Origin of the sequence: Synechococcus sp. 60AY4M2, from assembly GCF_002760375.1 — a bacterium.
GTDB lineage: Bacteria > Cyanobacteriota > Cyanobacteriia > Thermostichales > Thermostichaceae > Thermostichus.
In genome coordinates this window covers 1,162,447-1,181,491 of sequence record NZ_AUMZ01000001.1, presented here as the reverse complement: position 1 = coordinate 1,181,491, position 19,045 = coordinate 1,162,447, and the positions used below count along the sequence as shown (strand labels likewise).

17 protein-coding genes and 1 pseudogene are annotated in these 19,045 nt (G+C 61.6%); 8 read left to right on the top strand and 10 right to left on the bottom strand.

What is annotated here, in order from left to right:
• Positions 1–131: 131 nt before the first annotated feature.
• The 3 genes from SYN60AY4M2_RS05145 to typA all read left to right on the top strand — a co-directional run bounded on the left by SYN60AY4M2_RS05145 (position 132) and on the right by typA (position 3,560).
• The gene (locus tag SYN60AY4M2_RS05145) at positions 132–1,427 is read left to right on the top strand and encodes a glutamyl-tRNA reductase (protein WP_099812431.1); all 1,296 of its coding nucleotides are present in this window, start codon (positions 132–134) and stop codon (positions 1,425–1,427) included.
• Between the two features lie 83 nt (positions 1,428–1,510).
• Positions 1,511–1,618 (top strand): photosystem II reaction center protein Ycf12, encoded by a 108-nt coding sequence (locus SYN60AY4M2_RS05140; protein ID WP_099812430.1) that lies wholly within the window; start codon positions 1,511–1,513, stop codon positions 1,616–1,618.
• A 124-nt stretch (positions 1,619–1,742) separates the two neighbouring features.
• Positions 1,743–3,560: a translational GTPase TypA gene (gene typA, locus SYN60AY4M2_RS05135; protein ID WP_099812429.1), complete on the top strand. Its 1,818-nt coding sequence runs from the start codon at positions 1,743–1,745 to the stop codon at positions 3,558–3,560.
• 10 nt (positions 3,561–3,570) lie between these two features.
• On the opposite strand, the gene SYN60AY4M2_RS05130 is transcribed toward typA, so the two are convergent.
• From SYN60AY4M2_RS05130 to SYN60AY4M2_RS05115, 4 genes are all read right to left on the bottom strand, one after another.
• The gene (locus SYN60AY4M2_RS05130) at positions 3,571–5,679 is read right to left on the bottom strand and encodes a zinc metalloprotease HtpX (RefSeq protein WP_099812428.1); all 2,109 of its coding nucleotides are present in this window, start codon (positions 5,677–5,679) and stop codon (positions 3,571–3,573) included.
• A gap of 37 nt (positions 5,680–5,716) precedes the next feature.
• Positions 5,717–7,033 carry a competence/damage-inducible protein A gene (locus tag SYN60AY4M2_RS05125; RefSeq protein ID WP_099812427.1) on the bottom strand — a complete coding sequence of 439 codons (1,317 nt, stop codon included), beginning with the start codon at positions 7,031–7,033 and terminating at the stop codon, positions 5,717–5,719.
• Positions 7,034–7,154: 121 nt separating this feature from the next.
• On the bottom strand, positions 7,155–7,649 hold the full coding sequence (locus tag SYN60AY4M2_RS05120; protein ID WP_011429452.1) for a GNAT family N-acetyltransferase: 495 nt from the start codon (positions 7,647–7,649) through the stop codon (positions 7,155–7,157).
• 57 nt (positions 7,650–7,706) lie between these two features.
• Positions 7,707–7,994, bottom strand: coding sequence for a DUF6464 family protein (locus tag SYN60AY4M2_RS05115; protein WP_228375415.1), 288 nt, complete (start codon positions 7,992–7,994; stop codon positions 7,707–7,709).
• A gap of 177 nt (positions 7,995–8,171) precedes the next feature.
• Between SYN60AY4M2_RS05115 and SYN60AY4M2_RS05110 the strand changes: the two genes are divergently transcribed.
• A complete protein-coding gene (locus SYN60AY4M2_RS05110; protein ID WP_011429455.1) occupies positions 8,172–9,254 on the top strand; it encodes an Mrp/NBP35 family ATP-binding protein in 1,083 nt (360 codons plus the stop codon).
• Here the strand turns inward: SYN60AY4M2_RS05110 and SYN60AY4M2_RS05105 are convergent.
• From SYN60AY4M2_RS05105 to cysE, 4 genes are all read right to left on the bottom strand, one after another.
• On the bottom strand, positions 9,251–9,619 hold the full coding sequence (locus SYN60AY4M2_RS05105) for a hypothetical protein (RefSeq protein ID WP_011429456.1): 369 nt from the start codon (positions 9,617–9,619) through the stop codon (positions 9,251–9,253). The genes SYN60AY4M2_RS05110 and SYN60AY4M2_RS05105 overlap by 4 nt on opposite strands.
• 64 nt (positions 9,620–9,683) lie before the next feature.
• Entirely contained in the window at positions 9,684–11,507 is a 1,824-nt protein-coding gene (locus SYN60AY4M2_RS05100) for a BamA/TamA family outer membrane protein (RefSeq protein ID WP_228375416.1), read from the bottom strand.
• Positions 11,508–11,976: 469 nt separating this feature from the next.
• A complete protein-coding gene (locus SYN60AY4M2_RS05095) occupies positions 11,977–12,324 on the bottom strand; it encodes a hypothetical protein (RefSeq protein ID WP_099812426.1) in 348 nt (115 codons plus the stop codon).
• A gap of 368 nt (positions 12,325–12,692) precedes the next feature.
• Positions 12,693–13,496, bottom strand: coding sequence for a serine O-acetyltransferase (gene cysE / locus SYN60AY4M2_RS05090; protein WP_011429460.1), 804 nt, complete (start codon positions 13,494–13,496; stop codon positions 12,693–12,695).
• A 183-nt stretch (positions 13,497–13,679) separates the two neighbouring features.
• Between cysE and grxD the strand changes: the two genes are divergently transcribed.
• The 3 genes from grxD to SYN60AY4M2_RS05075 are packed head-to-tail and all read left to right on the top strand — an operon-like array spanning position 13,680 to position 14,722.
• Positions 13,680–14,021: a Grx4 family monothiol glutaredoxin gene (gene grxD / locus SYN60AY4M2_RS05085; protein WP_099813250.1), complete on the top strand. Its 342-nt coding sequence runs from the start codon at positions 13,680–13,682 to the stop codon at positions 14,019–14,021.
• 8 nt (positions 14,022–14,029) lie between these two features.
• Entirely contained in the window at positions 14,030–14,332 is a 303-nt protein-coding gene (locus SYN60AY4M2_RS05080; protein ID WP_099812425.1) for a BolA family protein, read from the top strand.
• Positions 14,333–14,371: 39 nt separating this feature from the next.
• Entirely contained in the window at positions 14,372–14,722 is a 351-nt protein-coding gene (locus SYN60AY4M2_RS05075; RefSeq protein ID WP_099812424.1) for a phage holin family protein, read from the top strand.
• Positions 14,723–15,131: 409 nt separating this feature from the next.
• Here the strand turns inward: SYN60AY4M2_RS05075 and topA are convergent, their stop codons facing one another.
• Positions 15,132–17,885, bottom strand: a complete 2,754-nt coding sequence (topA, locus tag SYN60AY4M2_RS05070; RefSeq protein ID WP_099812423.1) for a type I DNA topoisomerase — start codon at positions 17,883–17,885, stop codon at positions 15,132–15,134.
• A 200-nt stretch (positions 17,886–18,085) separates the two neighbouring features.
• Between topA and SYN60AY4M2_RS05065 the strand changes: the two genes are divergently transcribed.
• Positions 18,086–18,505, top strand: a complete 420-nt coding sequence (locus SYN60AY4M2_RS05065; RefSeq protein WP_011429465.1) for a VOC family protein — start codon at positions 18,086–18,088, stop codon at positions 18,503–18,505.
• Positions 18,506–18,786: 281 nt separating this feature from the next.
• On the opposite strand, the pseudogene SYN60AY4M2_RS14730 reads toward SYN60AY4M2_RS05065, so the two are convergent.
• Positions 18,787–18,994 (bottom strand): annotated as a pseudogene (locus SYN60AY4M2_RS14730) (hypothetical protein); the annotation flags it as partial.
• Positions 18,995–19,045: the final 51 nt, after the last annotated feature.

Below are 19,045 nucleotides of genomic sequence, written 5' to 3'. Positions count from 1 at the left end.
TAAGCTTGCTGCAGCCGAGACAAGGCAATCCCTTGACATCGGTCTTGCCTTCCTTGTCCTAGCTAGGTGAGTTTGCTTTTGTTCATAGTTTCTGTTTTTAATAACTGTTGCTGTACAGACGACGGAGAGGCATGTTTATCGCGGTTGTCGGTCTTAGCCATCGCACAGCTCCTGTGGAGATCCGGGAGCGCCTCAGCATTCCCGAGGCCGAGGTGGGGGAGCGGATCCAGCAGCTCCGTGCCCACCCCCACATTGAGGAAGCGGCGATCCTCAGCACCTGTAACCGGCTGGAGGTCTACATCGTCACTCCAGAAATGGAAAGTGGTGTCCGACAGACGATGCAGTTCTTGGCCGAGGCGAAAGGGATCCCGCTGCCCCAACTGCGCCCGCACCTGTTTACGCTGCTCTACCAGGATGCGGTGACGCACCTGATGCGGGTGGCCGCCGGGCTGGACAGCTTGGTATTAGGGGAAGGGCAGATCCTGTCGCAAGTGAAAAAAGCGCAGCAACTGGGCCAGGCCTGCAACGGCATGGATCGCATCCTCAACCGCCTCTTCAAGGCGGCCATCACCGCCGGCAAGCGCATCCGCACCGAGACGGGGATCGGCACTGGCGCCATGTCCATCAGCTCGGCAGCGGTGGAGTTGGCCTTGCAGGAGCAGGGATCCCTTTCTCAGGGCAAGGTGACCGTGGTGGGGGCGGGGAAAATGGCTCGCCTGTTGGTGCAGCACCTCTTGGCCAAAGGGGCGGTGGATATCACCGTGGTCAACCGCTCCTTGGAGCGGGCAGAAGCGCTGGCCAAGCAATTTGAGCAGCCAATTCAAGTATTGCCTTGGGAGTCGCTGCTGAGTAGCATAGCGGAGTCCAACCTGGTCTTCACCAGCACCGGCGCCACCCAGCCCATCCTCACCTACGAGCAACTGGCGGGGGTGCTGCAGCCGGATCAGCCGCTGCTGTTGGTGGACATCTCGGTGCCCCGCAACATCGATCCCGGCGTGGAAAAGCTAAGAGGGGTACAGGTGTTCAACGTAGATCACCTCTCCCGTATCGTGGAAGAAAACCGCGCCCAACGGCAAAAGCTGGCCCTGGCGGCCGAGGCCTTGATCGAAGAAGAGGTGGAGCAGTTCATGGAGTGGTGGCGTTCTCTGGAAACAGTGCCCACCATTTCCAGCCTGCGCCACAAGGTGGAGTCTATCCGCGAGCAGGAGATGGAGAAAGCTCTCTCCCGGCTGGGCAAGGACTTTGCCGAGAAGCACCTGGAGGTCATCGACGCCCTCACCCGTGGCATCGTCAACAAGATCCTGCATGACCCTATGGTGCAACTGCGGGCCAAACGGGACATCGAGGCCCGACGGAAGGCGATGCAAATTCTGCAGGAACTCTTTAACCTCGATCCCATGCCCTTTCAGGCCCAGCAGGAGCGCTAGGTTTTAAAGAATTGCAACAGTCCCCTCATCTTCAGGCAACAGCGGACCTTAGGATACACAAGTAGGCTACGGGATTTGGGGCTATGTTCGGGCAATACGAAGTGTTCGTGCAGTTGGCGCTGCTTGCCTTGATTGTCTTGGCAGGGCCGGCGGTCATTTTGGTGCTTTACCTGCGCGGGGCTGATATGTGAGGCAAGGGTTGCCCGGTAGCGCTGGCAGGGCAACTCTCTCTGCGATGTAACACTTCTTTGCGCTAGAGTTGTAGAGGCACCCCCAGGAAAGGCTGGGGGTAAGTTTTTCTACGGATTGAGGGCTATGCCGATCCCTATCCGCAACATTGCCATCATTGCCCACGTTGACCACGGCAAAACCACCCTCGTGGATGCCCTGTTGCGCCAGGCAGGAGCCCTGCGGGCGGAAGGAGACATTCCCGCCTGCGTGCTGGATTGCAACGCCTTAGAGCGGGAGCGGGGCATCACCATCCTGGCAAAGAACACCGCCGTTCGCTATGGCGAAACCCTGATCAACATCGTCGATACTCCCGGCCACGCCGACTTTGGCGGGGAGGTGGAGCGGGTGCTGGGCATGGTGGAAGGCTGTCTGCTGATTGTGGATGCCAACGAGGGCCCGATGCCTCAGACCCGCTTTGTGTTGCGTAAGGCCTTGGAGAAGGGCTTGCGCCCAATCGTGGTGGTCAACAAAATTGATCGGCCTCAGGCCGAGCCCTACAAGGTCATCGACAAAGTGTTGGATCTGTTTCTGGAGCTAGGCGCTGACGAAGACCAGTGCGACTTCCCCTACCTATTTGCCTCGGGACTACGGGGTTTTGCCCTGGAAGAAGCTGACCTCAAAGCTTTCCTTGCAGGCAACTACAGCGGCCCTCTCGACATGAGGCCCCTCTTTGAGGCCATCCTCAAATACGTGCCGCCGCCAGTGGGGGATCCCGCCAAGCCCCTGCAACTGCAAGTCACGACACTGGAGCACTCGGAATACCTGGGCCGGATTGTGATCGGCAAGATCCACAACGGCACCATTCGGGTTGGGGATCAGTTGGCGGTGGTCAAAGAAGACGGGTCGATTGCCAGGGGCAAGGTAACCAAGCTGTTTGGCTTCCAGGGGTTGGAGCGCATTGAGCTAACAGAAGCCACTGCCGGCAATATTGTGGCCGTGGCGGGGTTTGCCGAGGCCAACATCGGCTACACCCTCACCTCTCCCGAAAACCCGCAGGCCCTGCCGCTCATTAAGGTGGACGAGCCGACGTTGCAGGTGATGATCTGCGTCAACGACTCTCCCTTTGCCGGCCAGGAGGGCACCTTTGTTACTTCGCGGCAATTGCGGGAGCGCCTGCTGCGGGAGCTAGAAACCAACGTGGCGCTGCGGGTGGAAGAAACCGACTCCCCCGATTGCTTTTTGGTCTCCGGGCGGGGCGAGCTGCACCTGGGCATTTTGCTGGAGACCATGCGGCGGGAGGGCTACGAGTTTCAGGTGGGGCAGCCGAAGGTGATCTTCCGCGAGGTAAATGGCCAGCCCTACGAGCCCTACGAGTGCTTGGTGCTGGATGTGCCGGAATCCACGGTGGGCGCCTGCATTGAACGGCTGGGGCAGCGGCGGGGAGAGATGCAGAACATGATGGTAGGCGCGGACGGACGGGCCCAGTTGGAGTTTGTCATCCCGGCCCGAGGGCTGATCGGCTTCCGCAGCGAGTTCATCCGCATTACCCGCGGCGAGGGGATCATGAGCCACAGCTTTTTGGAGTACCGTCCCCTGACGCCGGGGATCGAGACCCGCCGCAACGGCGTGCTGATCGCCTTTGAAGAGGGGGTGGCCACCACCTATGCCCTGAAAAATGCGGAAGACCGAGGGGTGTTCTTTATTACGCCAGGTACCCGCGTTTACAAGGGCATGATCGTGGGCGAGCACAACCGGCCGCAGGACTTGGAGTTGAACGTCTGTAAAACCAAGCAACTGACCAACCACCGCGCTGCCGGCGGGGAGGAGCTGGTGCATTTGCAGGCGCCGGTGGAGATGAACCTGGAGCGGGCGCTGGAGTACATCGGCGAGGACGAGCTGGTGGAGGTTACACCGAAGTCGGTGCGGCTGCGCAAGGCGCAGTTGACGGCCTCTCGCCGCTAGCGGTCGGCTCCTACCGTCGCAGGTAGAAGCGCAGGTTGGGAAAAGAGAAGGCCCCCCAGACGCCGAACAAGACGACTCCCAGGCCGAACAACGCCAGCCACAGGCGGGGACGGCTGTGGAGCTGCTGGGATCCCGCCTGGACGTAGGCCAGATCCACCCAGGCGGTGTTGCCGCGGCGGAACCAGCCCACCACCTTGACGCGCTGACCCATGAGGGCGCGGAGCCGCTTCAGGCCGGAAAAGACATTGCCCACCGGCCCCAGGGGAGAGGTGAAGCGCAGCGGCATCAGCCCAGTGGCATCTTGCAGCTTCAGCTCTGCCCCCAGTTGGTAGCCAGCCTGTCCCAGCCCCACCAATTCCCCCTCCAACTCCACCGGCTGGCTGCGGCAGGGATCCGCCTCGGGATCGGCCAGCAAGTGCAGCACATCGGTCGGCTGGGGCGACAGGGATCCGCGGTACATCAAGACCGCCTTGGATCCCAGGCCCAGGCCATAGCCCACCACCGCTGTTGCCGCAATCACCTTGGGATCGAGGCGATCTGGCAGCGCCAGATAGAGGATCAGCCCCAGGAGCCAGCCAATTACCATCCCGCTCACTTCGGCAGCATAGATAGCCAGATCCAGCCAGAAGCGGCTTTGCAGACGGGCCCCATCCAACTTGGGTCCGGATCCCAGGCTCAACTCTGGCAGCAGGCGCAGCCGTTGGGCATACCCCGCCAAGACCTGGAAGCGGTGCCCCAGCAACGGATGGCTGGAGTTGACCTGCATCCAGCGGGCCCAGGGGTTGAGCTGATCCCAGAGAAAGACTTGGCCGGCTTGGGCGGGATCCCGCAGGCGGCTGGCGGCACTGGCGGCGGCGGTGGTTTTGAAGTCCAAGAAGCTGAAGAGGCGGGTGCAGTGCAGCAGCGAAGAGGGGCGGCGGTCGTTTTTGTGGGCCTCCTGCAGGCCGGCAGCCGCTTTGAGCAGAGCGGCCATCAGACCGTTGGGATTGCCCGTCGCTTCCACTGCAAAATGGTCGGCGTGGTAGGTGCCGAGGCGACAGAGGAAAAACAGGGGATAGGAGAGCACCGTGTAGATCAGGTAGAGCAGCGGAGCCACATGCCCGATCAGATCCCGCCGCTTGTTTGCCAGTTGGCTCACCTGCTCCAGGGCCAAGTAAACCAGTTGAACGGGGGATCCCAGTAGGGTCAGGATCAAGATGTCGCCGTTGAGGATGCGCCCCAGGGCTTGGGCATAGACGGCGGCAATCTCATCCGGGGCAAGCTGCTGCAACAGGGCCTGGGTGACCACGATGCGGCCGCCGTCGGGAAGCGTGCCATAGACAAAAGCCAGCGGCCCCCCTTCCGGGATCACCCCCAGCCGAGGCAGTTTTAGCTGTTTTTGGGCGCAGAGGCGCTGCAGCAGACGGGCAGTCTCGGGACTGTGGCGCTCGATTTCCCCCAAGGTGGCCCAGCGCAGCTTGTGCAGCCGCCGGTGCAGGTGATCCATCAGCCAGGGGGCAAAAAACAAAAGGCCGACGCCAAAGTTGACCGCCAGGCTGCCGGCTACCAACCAGCGCAGGCCATTGCGCAGCCAGGGCAGCAACCCCTGCAAAAACCAAAGCTGCCGCGGAAAACTCAGCCGTCCGAAATCCAGGTGAGCGCCCACCAGCACAAAACTCAGCCACCAGAGGAACAGAATGCCCACCCCCAGGGATCCCCACTTGGCCCAGCGCAGAGGGCCGGCCCGCTCCGGCAGGGGGATCTTCAGGCCCAATTGACCGGCCCGTTGGCGGCTGGAGAGCGGCTGAGCCTCAGGAGCTGGCTCTGGGGAGGGTGGGGAAGCAGCGGGTTTTTCCACCGTTTGGGGCAGGCGGGGCAGGATTTTTTGGGCCCAGCCTCGCGCCTGCGGATCCGGGTGCTGCAGCAGTTCCAGACAAAGCGCCCGCGCCTTCTCCGTCTCGCCCAACTGATGGTAGGCCCGCACCAGGTTCATCTGGGCCTCCAGGGCTTGGCTGTCGGATGCGCCTGCTTCGCCCCGCTGGCGAGACTGCGCCAAGTAGGCCTCCAGCAGTTGGATGGCTTCTTGGAAACGGCCCTGCTGCAGCGCCTCCCTGCCGGCCTGAAGGGCATCGGGGGTCATCAGCCTGCTCCGAGATCTGCCTGCTCCCCCAGCTTACTCAAGGATTTGGCCTTGCTGAGGTGGATCCCCCCGAAAGGGGGTAGTGGAGCAAGCGCCGCCGCAGGCAATCCAGCGCCGTCTGGGCGCTCCACCAGCGCACCCCCTCTCGGCCCCGCAAGCTGCCGAAGCGGTACTCGTGGACTTCCACTTTCCCCTCCGGGTCGGCCAAGCCCAGATAGACCAGGCCAACCGGCTTGGTGGATGTTCCCCCCTCTGGGCCGGCAATGCCGGTAATGCTCAGGGCCCAGTCGGAGCCGAGGACTTGCTTGGCCCCCAGGGCCATCTGGGCCGCCACCGGCTCGCTCACGGCCCCGTGCTGCCGCAGCGTCTCTGGATCCACCCGCAAAAGCTGCTCCTTGATGCGGTTGTCGTAGGCAACAATCCCGCCGACAAAATAGCGGGAGCTGCCCGGGATCCCGGTCACCAATTGCCCCAGGAGCCCGCCGGTGCAGGATTCCGCCACCGCCAGCGTTTGCCCCCGCTGCAGCAGCAGCTCCCCCACCACGCTGGCCAAGGTGGCCTCGTCGCTGCCGAAGTAGTCTTCCCCAGAAACCTGTAAAATCTGCTCCACCACCGGGGCAATCAACGCTTCCGCCGCCTCGCGCGTGGGGGCGCGTCCGGTAACCCGCAGGCGCACCTCCCCCTGGCTGGCGTAGGGTGCCACGGTGGGATTTTCCCCCGCCAGCAGGGATCCCACCCGTTCGGCCAAGGTCGATTCGGGAATGCCCCAGTAGCGCAACACGCGGCTGGAGAACACCTCCTGGCCCCAGCCCAGGGAGCGCAAATAGGGCACAGCCGTCTCCTGCCACATCTGCTGCATCTCCCGCGGCACCCCGGGAAAGGTGAGGATGTGCAGGTCGGGCCGCGGCTGCCAGATGAGGCCACAGGCGCTGCCGACCGGGTTGGGCAGGACGGTTGCCCCCTGAGGCAAAAAGGCCTGCTTGCGGTTGCTGGGGGAGGGCTCCATACCTCGCTGGCCGTACTTCTGCCGGATCTCCTCCCAAACCTGCGGGTGCTCCACCATCTCCACCCCGAAGAAAGAGGCCAGCGCCGCGTGGGTCAGATCATCAGGGGTCGGCCCCAGGCCGCCGGTGATCAAAATCAAACGGGAGCGGTTGCAGGCCACCTCCAGGGCGTGGTGGATGCGGGCTTCGTTGTCCCCCACCACCGTTTGGTAATAATGGGGGATCCCCAGCTTGGCCAGCTCGGCTGCCAGATATTGGGCGTTGGTGTTGGTGATCTCTCCCAAGAGCAACTCTGTGCCAATGCAGAGGATCTCAGCCCCCTGGGGAATAGCGGTTTGCGGTGGGCTCATGCTTGGCCTTGAGCTCAGCTCAGCCGCAAGTATACAAGCATAGAGGTCTCGGCCCCCCTTCACGCCCTCAGATTTTTGGCTGGTCGTCGGCCATTCCGAATTGCGATCCCAGAAGACTTGCTCAAGCTCGCCAGGGATCCTCGGCCAGCCGAGCCAAAGCTTCCAAATCAGCACCCACCACGCGGTGCAGGATCCACTCGGGATGTGGCTTGGCGCCCAGGCGCCGGTAGAACTCCAATGCCGGCTGGTTCCAATCCAAAACCATCCACTCCAGCCGCCCGTATCCTTTGGCCACCGCCTCCTGGGCCACCCGCGCCAAGAGCGCCCTGCCGATGCCCCTGCCCCGGAACTCCGGCAACACGAACAGGTCTTCCAGGTAGATTCCCGGCCGGGTGAGGAAGGTGGAGAAATTGCGAAAGTAAAGAGCAAAGCCCACCGCCTGCCCTTCTACCTCCGCCAGCAACGCCGAAACGAAGGCCTCGGGGCCAAACAGATGCTGTCGCAGCAGCTCAGCGGATCCCGTTACCAAGTGGCTCAGCTTCTCGTACTCGGCCAAAGCACAAATGAGATCAAACAGAACGGGCGCATCCTCAGGGGTGGCAGGGCGGATTTCCATACTCTTGTCTAGATCCACACACGAATTCTGTAAGATACCCGCACGAGACCAGGGGGACTAACCTGTTGACCCCGCTCCTGGGTCGGTGGAGCTCTGGCAACGCGCGACGTAGTGGGGGCAGCGACAGGGGCCCAGGGGGTTCACAGCACAGGGCAGATAGGGCGAGCGAGAAAAGTAGCGGCAGGAGGGATCCCAACTCGAGGTGGGCTGCAGCTGGCGGGAGGGAGTGGGCTCATCCCAGCTTGAGGGGCGACGGGAGCCTCTCTTTTCCAGCAGAGGGAGCAACTGGGCCAAGAACGTCAGGCCCAACCACAAACCGACTCCCAGGATCAGCGCTGGCACCATTGCCCTCCTCCGTCGGCCAACAGCCTTGTCTTCCAACCAGAACCAGCCTAGGCCAGCCGGTTGGCAGAGGGCCAGCCTTGGCAGACAGTTTCGCAACTGTCCTGGTTAGCCAGCGAAGAGCCGGGAGAAAAAACGACTAGAGTGAGAAATGGAGCCGTTACCTCGTTTTTGAATGCCATGACCACCTCCACCCTCGATGCTGCCGCCATCCTTGAGGCGTTGCGCCCGGTTCAAGATCCGGAGCTGCGCCGCAGCCTGGTGGAACTGAACATGATCCGCGACATTCGCGTCGAGCCCAAGCGGGTGGCCTTTACCCTGGTGCTGACCACGCCGGCCTGCCCCTTGCGGGAATTCATTGTGGACGAGTGCAAAGCTGCCATCCGCCGCTTGGCCCCAGTTGAAGCCATTGATGTCACAGTAACGGCGGAAACCCCCCGCTCCCCTTCTCTGCCGGATCGCCAGTCTGTCCCCGGCGTGCGCAACATCATCGCCATCTCCAGCGGCAAGGGAGGCGTGGGCAAAACCTCCGTCTCGGTCAATGTGGCCGTGGCCCTGGCCCAGAGCGGAGCGCGGGTGGGGCTGCTGGATGCCGATATCTACGGCCCCAATGTGCCGCTGATGCTGGGCCTCCAGGATCGCTCTTTGTTGGTGCGCAAGCGGGAGGACGGCGGCGAAGACATCTTCCCCCTGGAAAATTACGGCGTCAAGATGGTGTCGATGGGCCTGCTGGTGGGGCGGGATCAGCCGGTGATCTGGCGGGGGCCAATGCTCAACGGCGTCATCCGGCAGTTTCTCTATCAGGTGCAGTGGGGGGAGCTGGACTATCTCATCGTGGATATGCCCCCCGGCACCGGCGACGCCCAACTGACCCTGGTGCAGGCGGTGCCCTTGGCCGGCGCCGTGATCGTCACCACACCGCAGTCGGTGGCCCTGCTGGATAGCCGCAAGGGCTTGAACATGTTTCGCCAGTTGGGGGTGCCCATCCTCGGCATTGTCGAGAACATGAGCTACTTCATTCCCCCCGACCTGCCGGATCGCCAGTACGACATCTTTGGCTCAGCAGGCGGAGAGACCACGGCCCGCGAGCTGGGTGTCCCACTGCTGGGGCGGATCCCGCTGGAAATTGCCCTGCGGCAGGGGGGAGATGCGGGCCAGCCCATCGTGGTCGGTCAGCCTGAGTCTGCTTCTGCCCAAGCTCTGCAGCAGATCGCCAAAACCTTGGCCGGCCGCGTCTCCATGCTGGCCTTGGGGGCCGGCTAGAAGCGCTCCGCTTCCACCAACGACACCCCGAAGCTGCGTCCTCCCAAGACAATGCCCTCTTGGGCCTTGCCGCGCACGGTTACGGTGCTGTTCATGGCCGGCAAGCCCTTGTCGGTGATGACCCAGAGGGAGCCGCTGCTGTCTTGGATCTCGTACACACCCTGGCCAAACACCCCTATCTGGTTGACCACGCGACCGCGGACGTACACATTGGTGTAGCGGGAAGGATTTTGTTCGATCTGGGCAATCGGGGTTGTGCCAATGCCTAAGCGCGCCAACGGCCCACATCCTGTCAGGGCTAGGCTGGCACAGAACAAGAGTACCAGGGATCCACCGCGGAACGATTGGCCGAGTTGCCGTTTCATGGGTTGCTTCCCTCACGAGCCCTTGCTCTCACCATAGCAAGCCGGCAGCAGATCCACCGCCAAGCTAGAACTTCTCGCCAATGCCAAAGTGCAGTTGAGGCCGGCCGGCCTCCCCTTGCCCGATGGCGTAGTCGATGCGCAGCGGCCCCAAGGGAGATTGGATGCGGATGCCGGCCCCCAGCCCCAAGCCGCTGCCCGGCTTGTTGCGCACCGCCGCCGGATTGCCGATGACCGCCGCGCCGCTGCCCAGATCGGTGCCGTAGTCGGCGAAGACCACCGCCCCCACCGGGTCGAACAGGGGGAAGCGCAACTCCGCCGTCGCCGTGGCAAAGCTGCGACCGGAGCCGACGCCGCCCTCAAAAAATCCCCGCACCGAGCTGCCCCCGCCGATGGGGAAAGCATCGTAGGGAGCCAAGTCGCCAATCGTGGTGCCCGCCCGCACGTCAAAAGCCAGCACCTGCGGTCGCTCGCTGCGCGTCTCGAACAGCTTGACGGGAATGAACTGGCTGTAGCTGGTCTCGAGGCGGTTGGCGTTGAGGCCGTTCTCCAACAGACGGACCGACTGTTCGGTGGAGAGGCGAAAGACGGATCCCTGGCTGGGGCTGTTGGGGTTGTCGCGGCTGTCGTGGACAAGGCCGAACCGCAGGGTGGTGTAGCTGTCTTGGCCGCTTGCGCTGAAGGTAATCGGGTTGCCCAGCACATCGAAGCGCTCCTGCTCGCCGTTGCTGTTGCGGGCTTCCACAAATTGGACGCGGGTGCCCAGGCTGGCCCGCCAATTGCCCCCAATGGGACGGGAGAAGGTGACGCCGCCGCCCAGCCGGTTGATGCGCACGGGATCCCCGTTGGGCAGGGTCAATCCCTCGTTGAAGACAAAGCTGGAGCTCTGCTGGTTGGCGATGTTGACGTTGTAGGAGGTGGGGATCTCCAGCGTGGCAATGCGCGGGTCGGTGAAGTTCAAATCGAACAGAGTTTCGTTGGTGCCCACCTGCACGTTGAAGCTGGCGCTTTGGTTGTTGCCGCCCAAGTTTTCTTCCGAGACGTTGAGGCCGGCAAAGACCCCTGTGGCCGAGCTGACGCCGATGGTGCCGCTCAAGGTGCCGGTGCGGCGCTCTTCCACGTTCACCACCACCACCACCTTGTTGGGATCCTGGCCAGGGTTGAGCCCAACATTCACATCTTGAAAAAGGTTAAGGTCGAAAACTGCCTGGAGATCCTTCTGGATTTGGTTGCGGTTAAACACATCCCCTGGCTTGGTCTTGAGCTCGCGGGTGATGATGAAGTCGCGGGTTCTGGTGTTGCCTTGAACGCGAATGTCCTCGATCTCCCCTTCGGCAATTTCCAGAGTGAGGGTGCCATCTTCGGAGGAGCGCACGTCGGTCACCTTGGCCAGCACGTAGCCCTTGTCGGCGTACCACTGCTCGATCTCGGCCACTGCCGCTTGCAGCTCGCCAAAGTTGAGCACCCGCCCTTCTTGATCGGCAAAGGCCTTCTTGAGCACCTCCGGATCCAGAACTTTTGCCCCTTCTGTGCGCACGGCTTTGAGGATCGGATTGGGCTTGACCTCAAAGGTAACCCGCACCCCCAGGGGCGTATCGGAGGGCACCGCCCGCACATCGGCAAAAAACCCAGTGGCAAACACAGCATTGATGTCTTCCCGCAGTTGGGAGCGAGTGGAGACCTCGCCGGCCCGCGTGCGAATAGCCTTGTAAACCTGCTCGATCAACTCTGGGTCGTCGGTTCCTTCCACCACCACTTCCGCTACCAAAACTTCTGGCTCGCCAGCGGCTGGGGTAGGTGTAGGGGAGGGTTGGGCGGGGGTATCGCCATTGGTGCGCAGATCCAGGGTGCCGGGCGGGGGAGCTGATTGCGCCCAAGCCGCGGATCGCATCGACAGACCGTTCGCGAAAGCGGTGCGTAGCACTACCCCACAGGCGAACACTGAAGCAAGCCGGAGTCCGAGTTGCTGGGAACGGTTCATAGGGATCCCTCACACACCGCCAAAATCCAAAGAGCTAAGTTGCAGAACTTCTTATTGCCCGGCAGCGGACAATTGCCCTGAATTATATCAACCCCGACCCGGGCAGAGCTGAGCATTGCCGCGAGCCGGATTGCGGGCTTGGGCAGTGTAAACTACCCGACTCCAACCGCTAGGCGGCACGAAGCAGGCTTTCAGTAGCCCCCAAAAGCGCAATCCCCTTGGCACCATCTACATCCTTTCCCCAGCCACAGGCCGAGTTGACATAACGGAGCGGCCCCCAGTCCCCCTTCGCCCCCCGTACACGGGGGGTGTGGGGGGTGGGGAGTCCAGTGCGGGGCTCCTGCGGCTTCTAGCTGAAGTACAAGCAGCAGCCTCTTCTTTACGGCAGGCGCAGGGATCCCTGGCAGCGCTGGCCACAGGCCTGGGGCTCGGCTGCCTCGGCGGACAGGTTGGCTTGGGAGTTGAGGATAAGAATTGTCATGGGGGCGGGGGGCGGTGAGGGGCTGCTGTGCCAACCCCACCTGCCGGCGAAGTGCCGCGTTGGGGCGCTGGGCACAACGAAGACGATGTTTTGTAGGACATTGCCTTGTAGAGGGGTGGCGCTGTTCTGTCTGCTGTCGAGGAGCACTGTTTGCTGCGGGAGGAGTGTCTGGGCCAGAGCGGCTGGAGCGGATCCCAAACTGAGCAGAGCTGCCAGACCAGAAAAGATGAGCTTGCTCGGCAACATCAGCCTTCCTCTCCAAAATGCTGGGACGCCGGCACCTTAGCTAGTTCCATCCAAAAAGCTCTATCGACTTGCCGCAAAAAAAGCTACGCTCTAGAGCAAAATTTCTCCTGGGCACAGAGAGCTTGCAGAAACGCCCTCCTCCTCTCAGGAAGCTGCAAAAAGGTTGTGGGCAAAAATTCTGGACAGCCCAATCGGGGTTGAGGGCAAACAGGCCGACTGGGCTCGAGGGGTTATCCCGGGCAGACAGCCAGACGGGCAAAGCTGAGCAGAACCGCCCTGGGTGCTGCCCCTTTTCCCAGGAGTTCTGAGCCGCCAACCTGCCCTACAGTTAGCCGGCACCAAGGATGCTCCCCGCCATAGCCGCAGCCTCATTCGCATCTGACCTGATCCTGGCGGTCCTGTTCCCGCTCTTGGTTGAGGCGGGCCACCTGGGCTTCCAGCTCTTGAATGCGGTGCAACAACTGCTCGATCGCCCGTCCCACTGGGTCAGGCATGAGGTGGTGATCTAGGTCGATGCCATGGGCGGGGATGCGGCGTTGATGGGGTGGGATGACCGCTCGACCTGGGATCCCGACCACCGTCATGCCGGGGGCCACATCTTGAATCACCACTGCGTTGGCTCCGATGCGGGCTCTAGCACCGATGCGAACCGGCCCCAGGATCTTCGCCCCTGTGCCCACAATCACCCCATCTTCTAGGGTGGGATGCCGTTTACCTTTGGTCCAAGAGGTGCCCCCCAAGGTAACCCCGTGGTAGAGGGTGACGTCATCGCCAATTTCCGCCGTCTCCCCGATCACCACGCCACAACCATGGTCGATGAAAAAGCGCCGTCCAATCCGGGCTGCCGGGTGAATTTCGATCAACGTAAAGGAGCGAGAAATGAAACTGAGCAAGCGGGCCAGAAAAAAGCAGCGCCGTTTCCACAGCCAATGGGCGATGCGGTGCAGGAAGAGAGCATGTACCCCTGGGTAGGTGAGAAGCACCTCCCAGCGGTTGCGCGCCGCCGGATCCCGCTCGAAGACACAGTCGATGTCTTCCCAGAATTGCTGCCAGAACCCCAGTTTTGGCTCCGGCTTGGCAGAAGAGGGAGAATCACTCCCCCCTGTCTCGGGGCTTTCTACCGCCGACGGCAAGGACTTCGTCCCGCTAACACGAGAGGACTCTGTTAGCATGAATGGCCTCCGGTGAGAAACCTCCACTGCTTCCCCTTCTAGCACTTTTTGTTGTCAGCAGGGGGATCCCCCGCCAAGCTCCAGGATGCCTGTTGACGCTTTTCGTCAAAAGCAGATGAAAATGAGATCACGATAGGAGCCGAATTGGCCTGTCCCCTGTTGTCGCTAAACTGGCTGGCTACCATGCTGGATCCCCTTTTGGAAGAGAAAATCCGCAACCAGGTCCGCACGCACAAGGTGCTGATTTACATGAAGGGCACCCCAGAAATGCCCCTGTGTGGGTTTTCCTACGCCGCCGTTCGCATATTGGATAGCTTGGGCTTCCCCTACACGGCAATTAACGTGCTGGAGGATCCTGAGCTTCGCCAAGGGATCAAAGAGTTTTCCAACTGGCCGACCATTCCGCAGATCTATATTGACGGGGAGTTTGTGGGCGGCTGCGACATCCTCCAAGAGATGCACGCCCGCAACGAGTTGCGTCCCCTGGTCGAGGCGGCTTTTGCCAAGGCCGGCACTCAATCTTAAAGGATCCCATGCTCACCTCGAACCGCCTTCGGCAGCTCTTGGCTGAGAAGCTGCAAGCCCTCTACGTCCACGTGGAGGACGAATCACACCGCCATGCCGGCCATGGGGAACGGCAACAGGGATCCGGGGGGCACTACCGCGTGCAGGTGGTGTCGCCTCTGTTTGCCGGCAAAACTTCTCTGCAACGGCATCGCCTGGTGTACGCCGCCCTGGCCGAGGAGATGGGGCAGAGTATCCATGCTTTGGCGTTGCAAACTTACAGCCCGGAAGAGGTGCCGACAGCCGGGATCCCTCACAATTGGATAGCATAGAGGGCGAAATGGCTGCCCCAGCGGGGTAAGGGAGGAAGTATGGCAGCTCTTTTGGCCACCTGGCTGATGTCGGCCTTGAGCGTGATGATTTTGGCCTGGCTTTTGCCCGGGATCCACGTCTCCGGGTTTGGAGGTGCCTTGGTGGCGGCGCTGGCCATTGGGCTAGTCAACAGCTTGGTGAAGCCGTTTCTGCAGTTGATCACCCTGCCGATTACAATCCTGACGCTAGGTTTGTTTTGGCTGATTTTAAACGGCATCTGCTTAGCCATTGCCGACTTTTTGGCCGGGGATGCTTTCAATATCGACAACTTTGGTTGGGCGTTTGTCGGCGCCATCGTGCTCTCCATCGTCAGCGGCTTGGTTCAGCGCGTCTTCGAGCAAGCCAGCTAGGCTTGAATTTCTCGTAAACTACCCGGCTCCGACCGCCCCCCCTACATCCCCCCTTGCGGGAGGGAGAGAGGCTGAGACGAGCTGCCCTCCAATGGAGCCGCCGAATCTCCCCGCGTCAGGATTACCGGTGAGAACTCTGTTCCGCTTGGGCGAGCAGCAGCGGCGCCTACCGTTGGGGTCTACGGCCCGCTAACCCAGGTGGGTCTCCCCAGTCGTTGGCTGGAGCACTCCGCGCCGAGTCATGCGAGGCCGAGTCAGTTCCCCTATGCCCCACGGTACTGGGCAGCTTCAAAGACCAAAACCTTGAACCTGCGTCTTTAGGGCCTACGGCCCGCCAAAGGCGAACCGCGCAGCGGTAGGACGGGGCTTTGGACCCATTTTTTGGGGTAACAAGCTGGAGAAACGGTTCTCAGGCCCGCGCTTTGGGAGTGACCTCTAGGATGGTGGGACGGGATCCCGTTTGGGCCGTCTCTTGAACATGGCTCGCCTTGGCCGTCCCATTGCTGCTAGGGCGGCTTTGCGAGGTGCGCTCCTTTTGGGATCCTGCCGACGGGACAGCTCCCTCAGCCTTCCTGGCCGTGGTGCTGGCTTTTGCCTGCGCCTTGCCGGTTGAGCGACCCTTCCCTTTGGCGGAGGAACCCAGCAACTCCAGCGCCATCTCCAGCGTCACGGCTTCCGGGGAGAGATCTTTGGGCAGTGAGGCGTTTACCTTGCCGTGCTTGACATACAGACCATAGGGGCCGTCGTGCAAGGTGACCGGCTCGCCATCCTCAGGATGGGATCCCAGCTCGCGCAGGGGCTTGGCCGAGCCGCGCCCACGGCCTTTTTTGGGCTGGGCCAGCAGCTCTAGCGCCCGCTCTAGGCTGATGGTCAGCACATCCTCATCGGCAGGCAGCGAGCGGAAATCCCCGTCGCAGACCACGTAGGGGCCGAAGCGGCCAATGCCGGCCTGCACCTTTTTCCCCGATTCCGGGTGCTCCCCCAACGTGCGGGGCAGGCTGAGCAGCCCCAGGGCAATCTCAGGGGTGACCTGCTCCGGCTTCAGCCCTTTGGGCAGGGAGGTGCGCTTGGGCTTTTTGTTCTCCTCCGACACCTCTCCCAACTGCACATAGGGGCCGTAGGGACCCTGGGGAATTACGTAGACCGGCTCTTGGGTTTCCGGGTGGAAGGCGATGGGCTTGGGACCTTCCTGCTTGCGCCGGATGAGCTCCTCGATGTGTTCGGCGCTGAGATCGGCGGGGGGAATATCCTCCGGCAGGTTGGCGCGCACCTCTCCTGATTCAGTCTCTACCGACACATAGGGGCCGTAGGGGCCGATGCCGATCTTGACGGGCAGGTTCTCCAGGTAAATGGAGCGGGCCAGGCCGGAGTCGATTTCCAACTCGCGCGCCTTCACCTGGCCTTCTAGGCCCTGCTCGCCCAGGAAGAAATGGCGCAAGTAGGGCAACCAGTCTGCCTGGCCAGAAGCGATGTCATCGAGGGTTTGCTCCATCTCGGCAGTGAAGCGGGTGTTCACCAGGTTGGGAAAGTATTTTTCCAGCAGCTCGGTCACCGCAAAGGCGGTGTAGGTGGGCACGAGGGCGTTCCCCATCGACCTGACGTAGCCGCGGCTCATGATGGTGTTCAGGATGGTGGCGTAGGTGCTGGGGCGGCCAATGCCCTCGCTTTCCAACACCTTGACCAAGGATGCTTCCGTATAGCGAGGCGGCGGCTGGGTTTCGTGGCCCACCGGCTCCAACTGCAGGCAGCTCAAGGGATCCCCCTGCCGCAACAGGGGCAGATGCACTTCCCGATCTTCCAAAGCCGCCTCTGGGTCGTCGGATCCCTCCACATAGGCGCGGAAGAAGCCGGGAAAGTCAATGCGCTTGCCGCTGGCCCGAAACACCGCATCGTCCACCGCGATGAGCACGATGGTGTGGGTCTGCCGCGCCTCGGCCATTTGGCTGGCGACAGTGCGCTTCCAGATCAGGTCGTAGAGGGCCAGCTCCTGCCCTGTGAGGGGGGTTTGGCTGGGCAGGCGAAACTCCGAGCCGGCGGGACGAATGGCCTCGTGGGCTTCTTGCGCCCCTTTGGTTTTGGTGGTGTACTGCCGAGGTTCGGGGCTGAGGTACTCCTTGCCGTACATCGACTCCACGCAGGCGCGGGCGGCGCGGATGGCCTGTTCCGACAGGTGTACCGAGTCGGTGCGCATGTAGGTGATGTAGCCCTCTTCGTAGAGCTTTTGGGCGATGCGCATCGTCTGCTGAGCCGACAGGCGCAGCTTGCGGTTGGCCTCCTGTTGCAGCGTGGAAGTGGTGAAGGGAGGGGCGGGCTTGCGGGTGGAGGGGCGTTCTTCGACCGAGCTGACGACCCAAGCTTTCCCCAGCAGGCGATCCCGTAGGGCCTCGGCCTGGGCTTGATCCAACAGCACCACATCCCGTCCGGCTATGAGCTGCCCGGTGCTGGGATCGAAGTCTTGCCCGCTGGCCAGACGTTTGCCGCCCAGGCTCACCAGCTCTGCCGGGAAAGAGGCCGCTTGGCTTGCTGTCCTCGGTTGCAAATCCGCTTTCAGATCCCAGTAGGTGGCTTTTTTAAAGGCGCGACGCTCCCGCTCCCGATCCACCAAGAGCTTCACCGCCACCGACTGCACCCGACCTGCCGAGAGTTTGGGGGCAATTTTTTTCCACAGCAGCGGCGACAGAGTGTAACCCACCAGGCGATCCAAGATGCGGCGCGTCTCTTGGGCCCGCACCAGTTGCTCGTCCACCTCACGGCAATTTTGCAGCGCCTCCTGAATGGCCTCGCGGGTGATCTCGTGGAACACCATGCGGCGGGTGGGCACCTTGGGCTGCAGCACCTGTTGCAGGTGCCAACTGATACTTTCCCCCTCCCGGTCTTCGTCAGTGGCCAGAATTAGCTCGTCGGCTTTCTTAAGCGCCTCCTTCAGCTGTTTGACTACCTTTCTTTTGTCCTTGGGGATCACGTAGAGAGGCTCGAAGTTGGCGTGGACATTGACCCCGAGACGGCTCCACTCTTCTCCCTTCACCTCTTCGGGAATGTCAGAGGCCGACTCCGGCAGATCGCGTACATGTCCCATCGAGGCTTGCACCTCATAGCCGGCGGGCAAGAAGCCGCGGATGGTACGGGCTTTGGTGGGAGATTCGACAATGACCAGCTTGGGCATGATGATGTTGACTAGAAGGAATCGACTGAAGGTGGTGAGCCTCCCGACCCAGGGGTGCGGCGGATCGGCGCCCACAATCGGGTCTACCTATGGATCTATCGCTACTTCTTCTGGAGCCTAGCAAGTCTGCTTGTGCTTGGCTAGCGATCCTGGGCGGTTGACCTGGGCAGTCTGCTCCTATTCGACCTCTTAGCACAACCATGAAGCTGCATCACTTTTCCATTCGCACCGCCGATATTTTTCGCTCCATCGCCTTTTACGAGGGTCTGGGCTTTGTGGTGGAAGAACGGTTTACCGCTGGGATCACCTTAGCCTGCTGGATGCTCAGCCCCTGGGGTCGCCTGGAGCTGATGCAGGTGCCGCAGCCCCATCCTGCGCCGGATCCTTTCGGGGATCCCCACTATGTGGGCTACTACCATCCCTCTTTGGAGATCGGCCCTGAATGGGGATCCCTGGCCGACTATCTACAGCATCTGGAGGCACAGGTGCCCCTTACCTTGCTGTTGCCGCCGCAGTGCCAGCAAATTGGCGGCCAAGTCTATGAGGTGGCGTTCATCGCCGATCCCGATGGCCTGCCGATCGAACTCATCCGCCCCCAGGGATGCCCAGGATCAGAATAAGGTTTGCCCCGACGCAGGGATCCAGGAGATATCTCCTCAATTGACGGAACGGGTGGAGGCGGTCGCTCTCTCTAGCTGGGCTGGCCCTTAAGGATCCCAGCGCTAGAGGCGTTCCTTGATGGGCCAGCCAAAGTGGCAGGGGCAGAACCAGCGCCCAGTCCGGCGCCTGCGCCGAGAAGCGGATCAGATCATGGGGCCCAAGGGTCAAGACAATCCCAAAGTAACGCCTAGAAAGGTAGCTGATACATTTACGCTGAACACTGCTGAACATCACTGTTCAACTATGCAGCGATAGCATTCTGCTTGTTTCCATTCGCGTTAGCGGGACGGAGTCCAAACAGAATGGCGGTATCCCGCAAAGCTTTGAGTAGAATACCCAAAGCGCAGTTTCCGTGTCGTCTTACTACCAATTTTCTGCTTTGCTTTGGCTACCATGTTGGCAGACTCGAAAGTAAACAGAAAGATCAACTGGTAGTAATCCGTACTGAACATATTATACATTATTTTCAGTATAGTTGAGCTTATTATTGACTAGAGTCA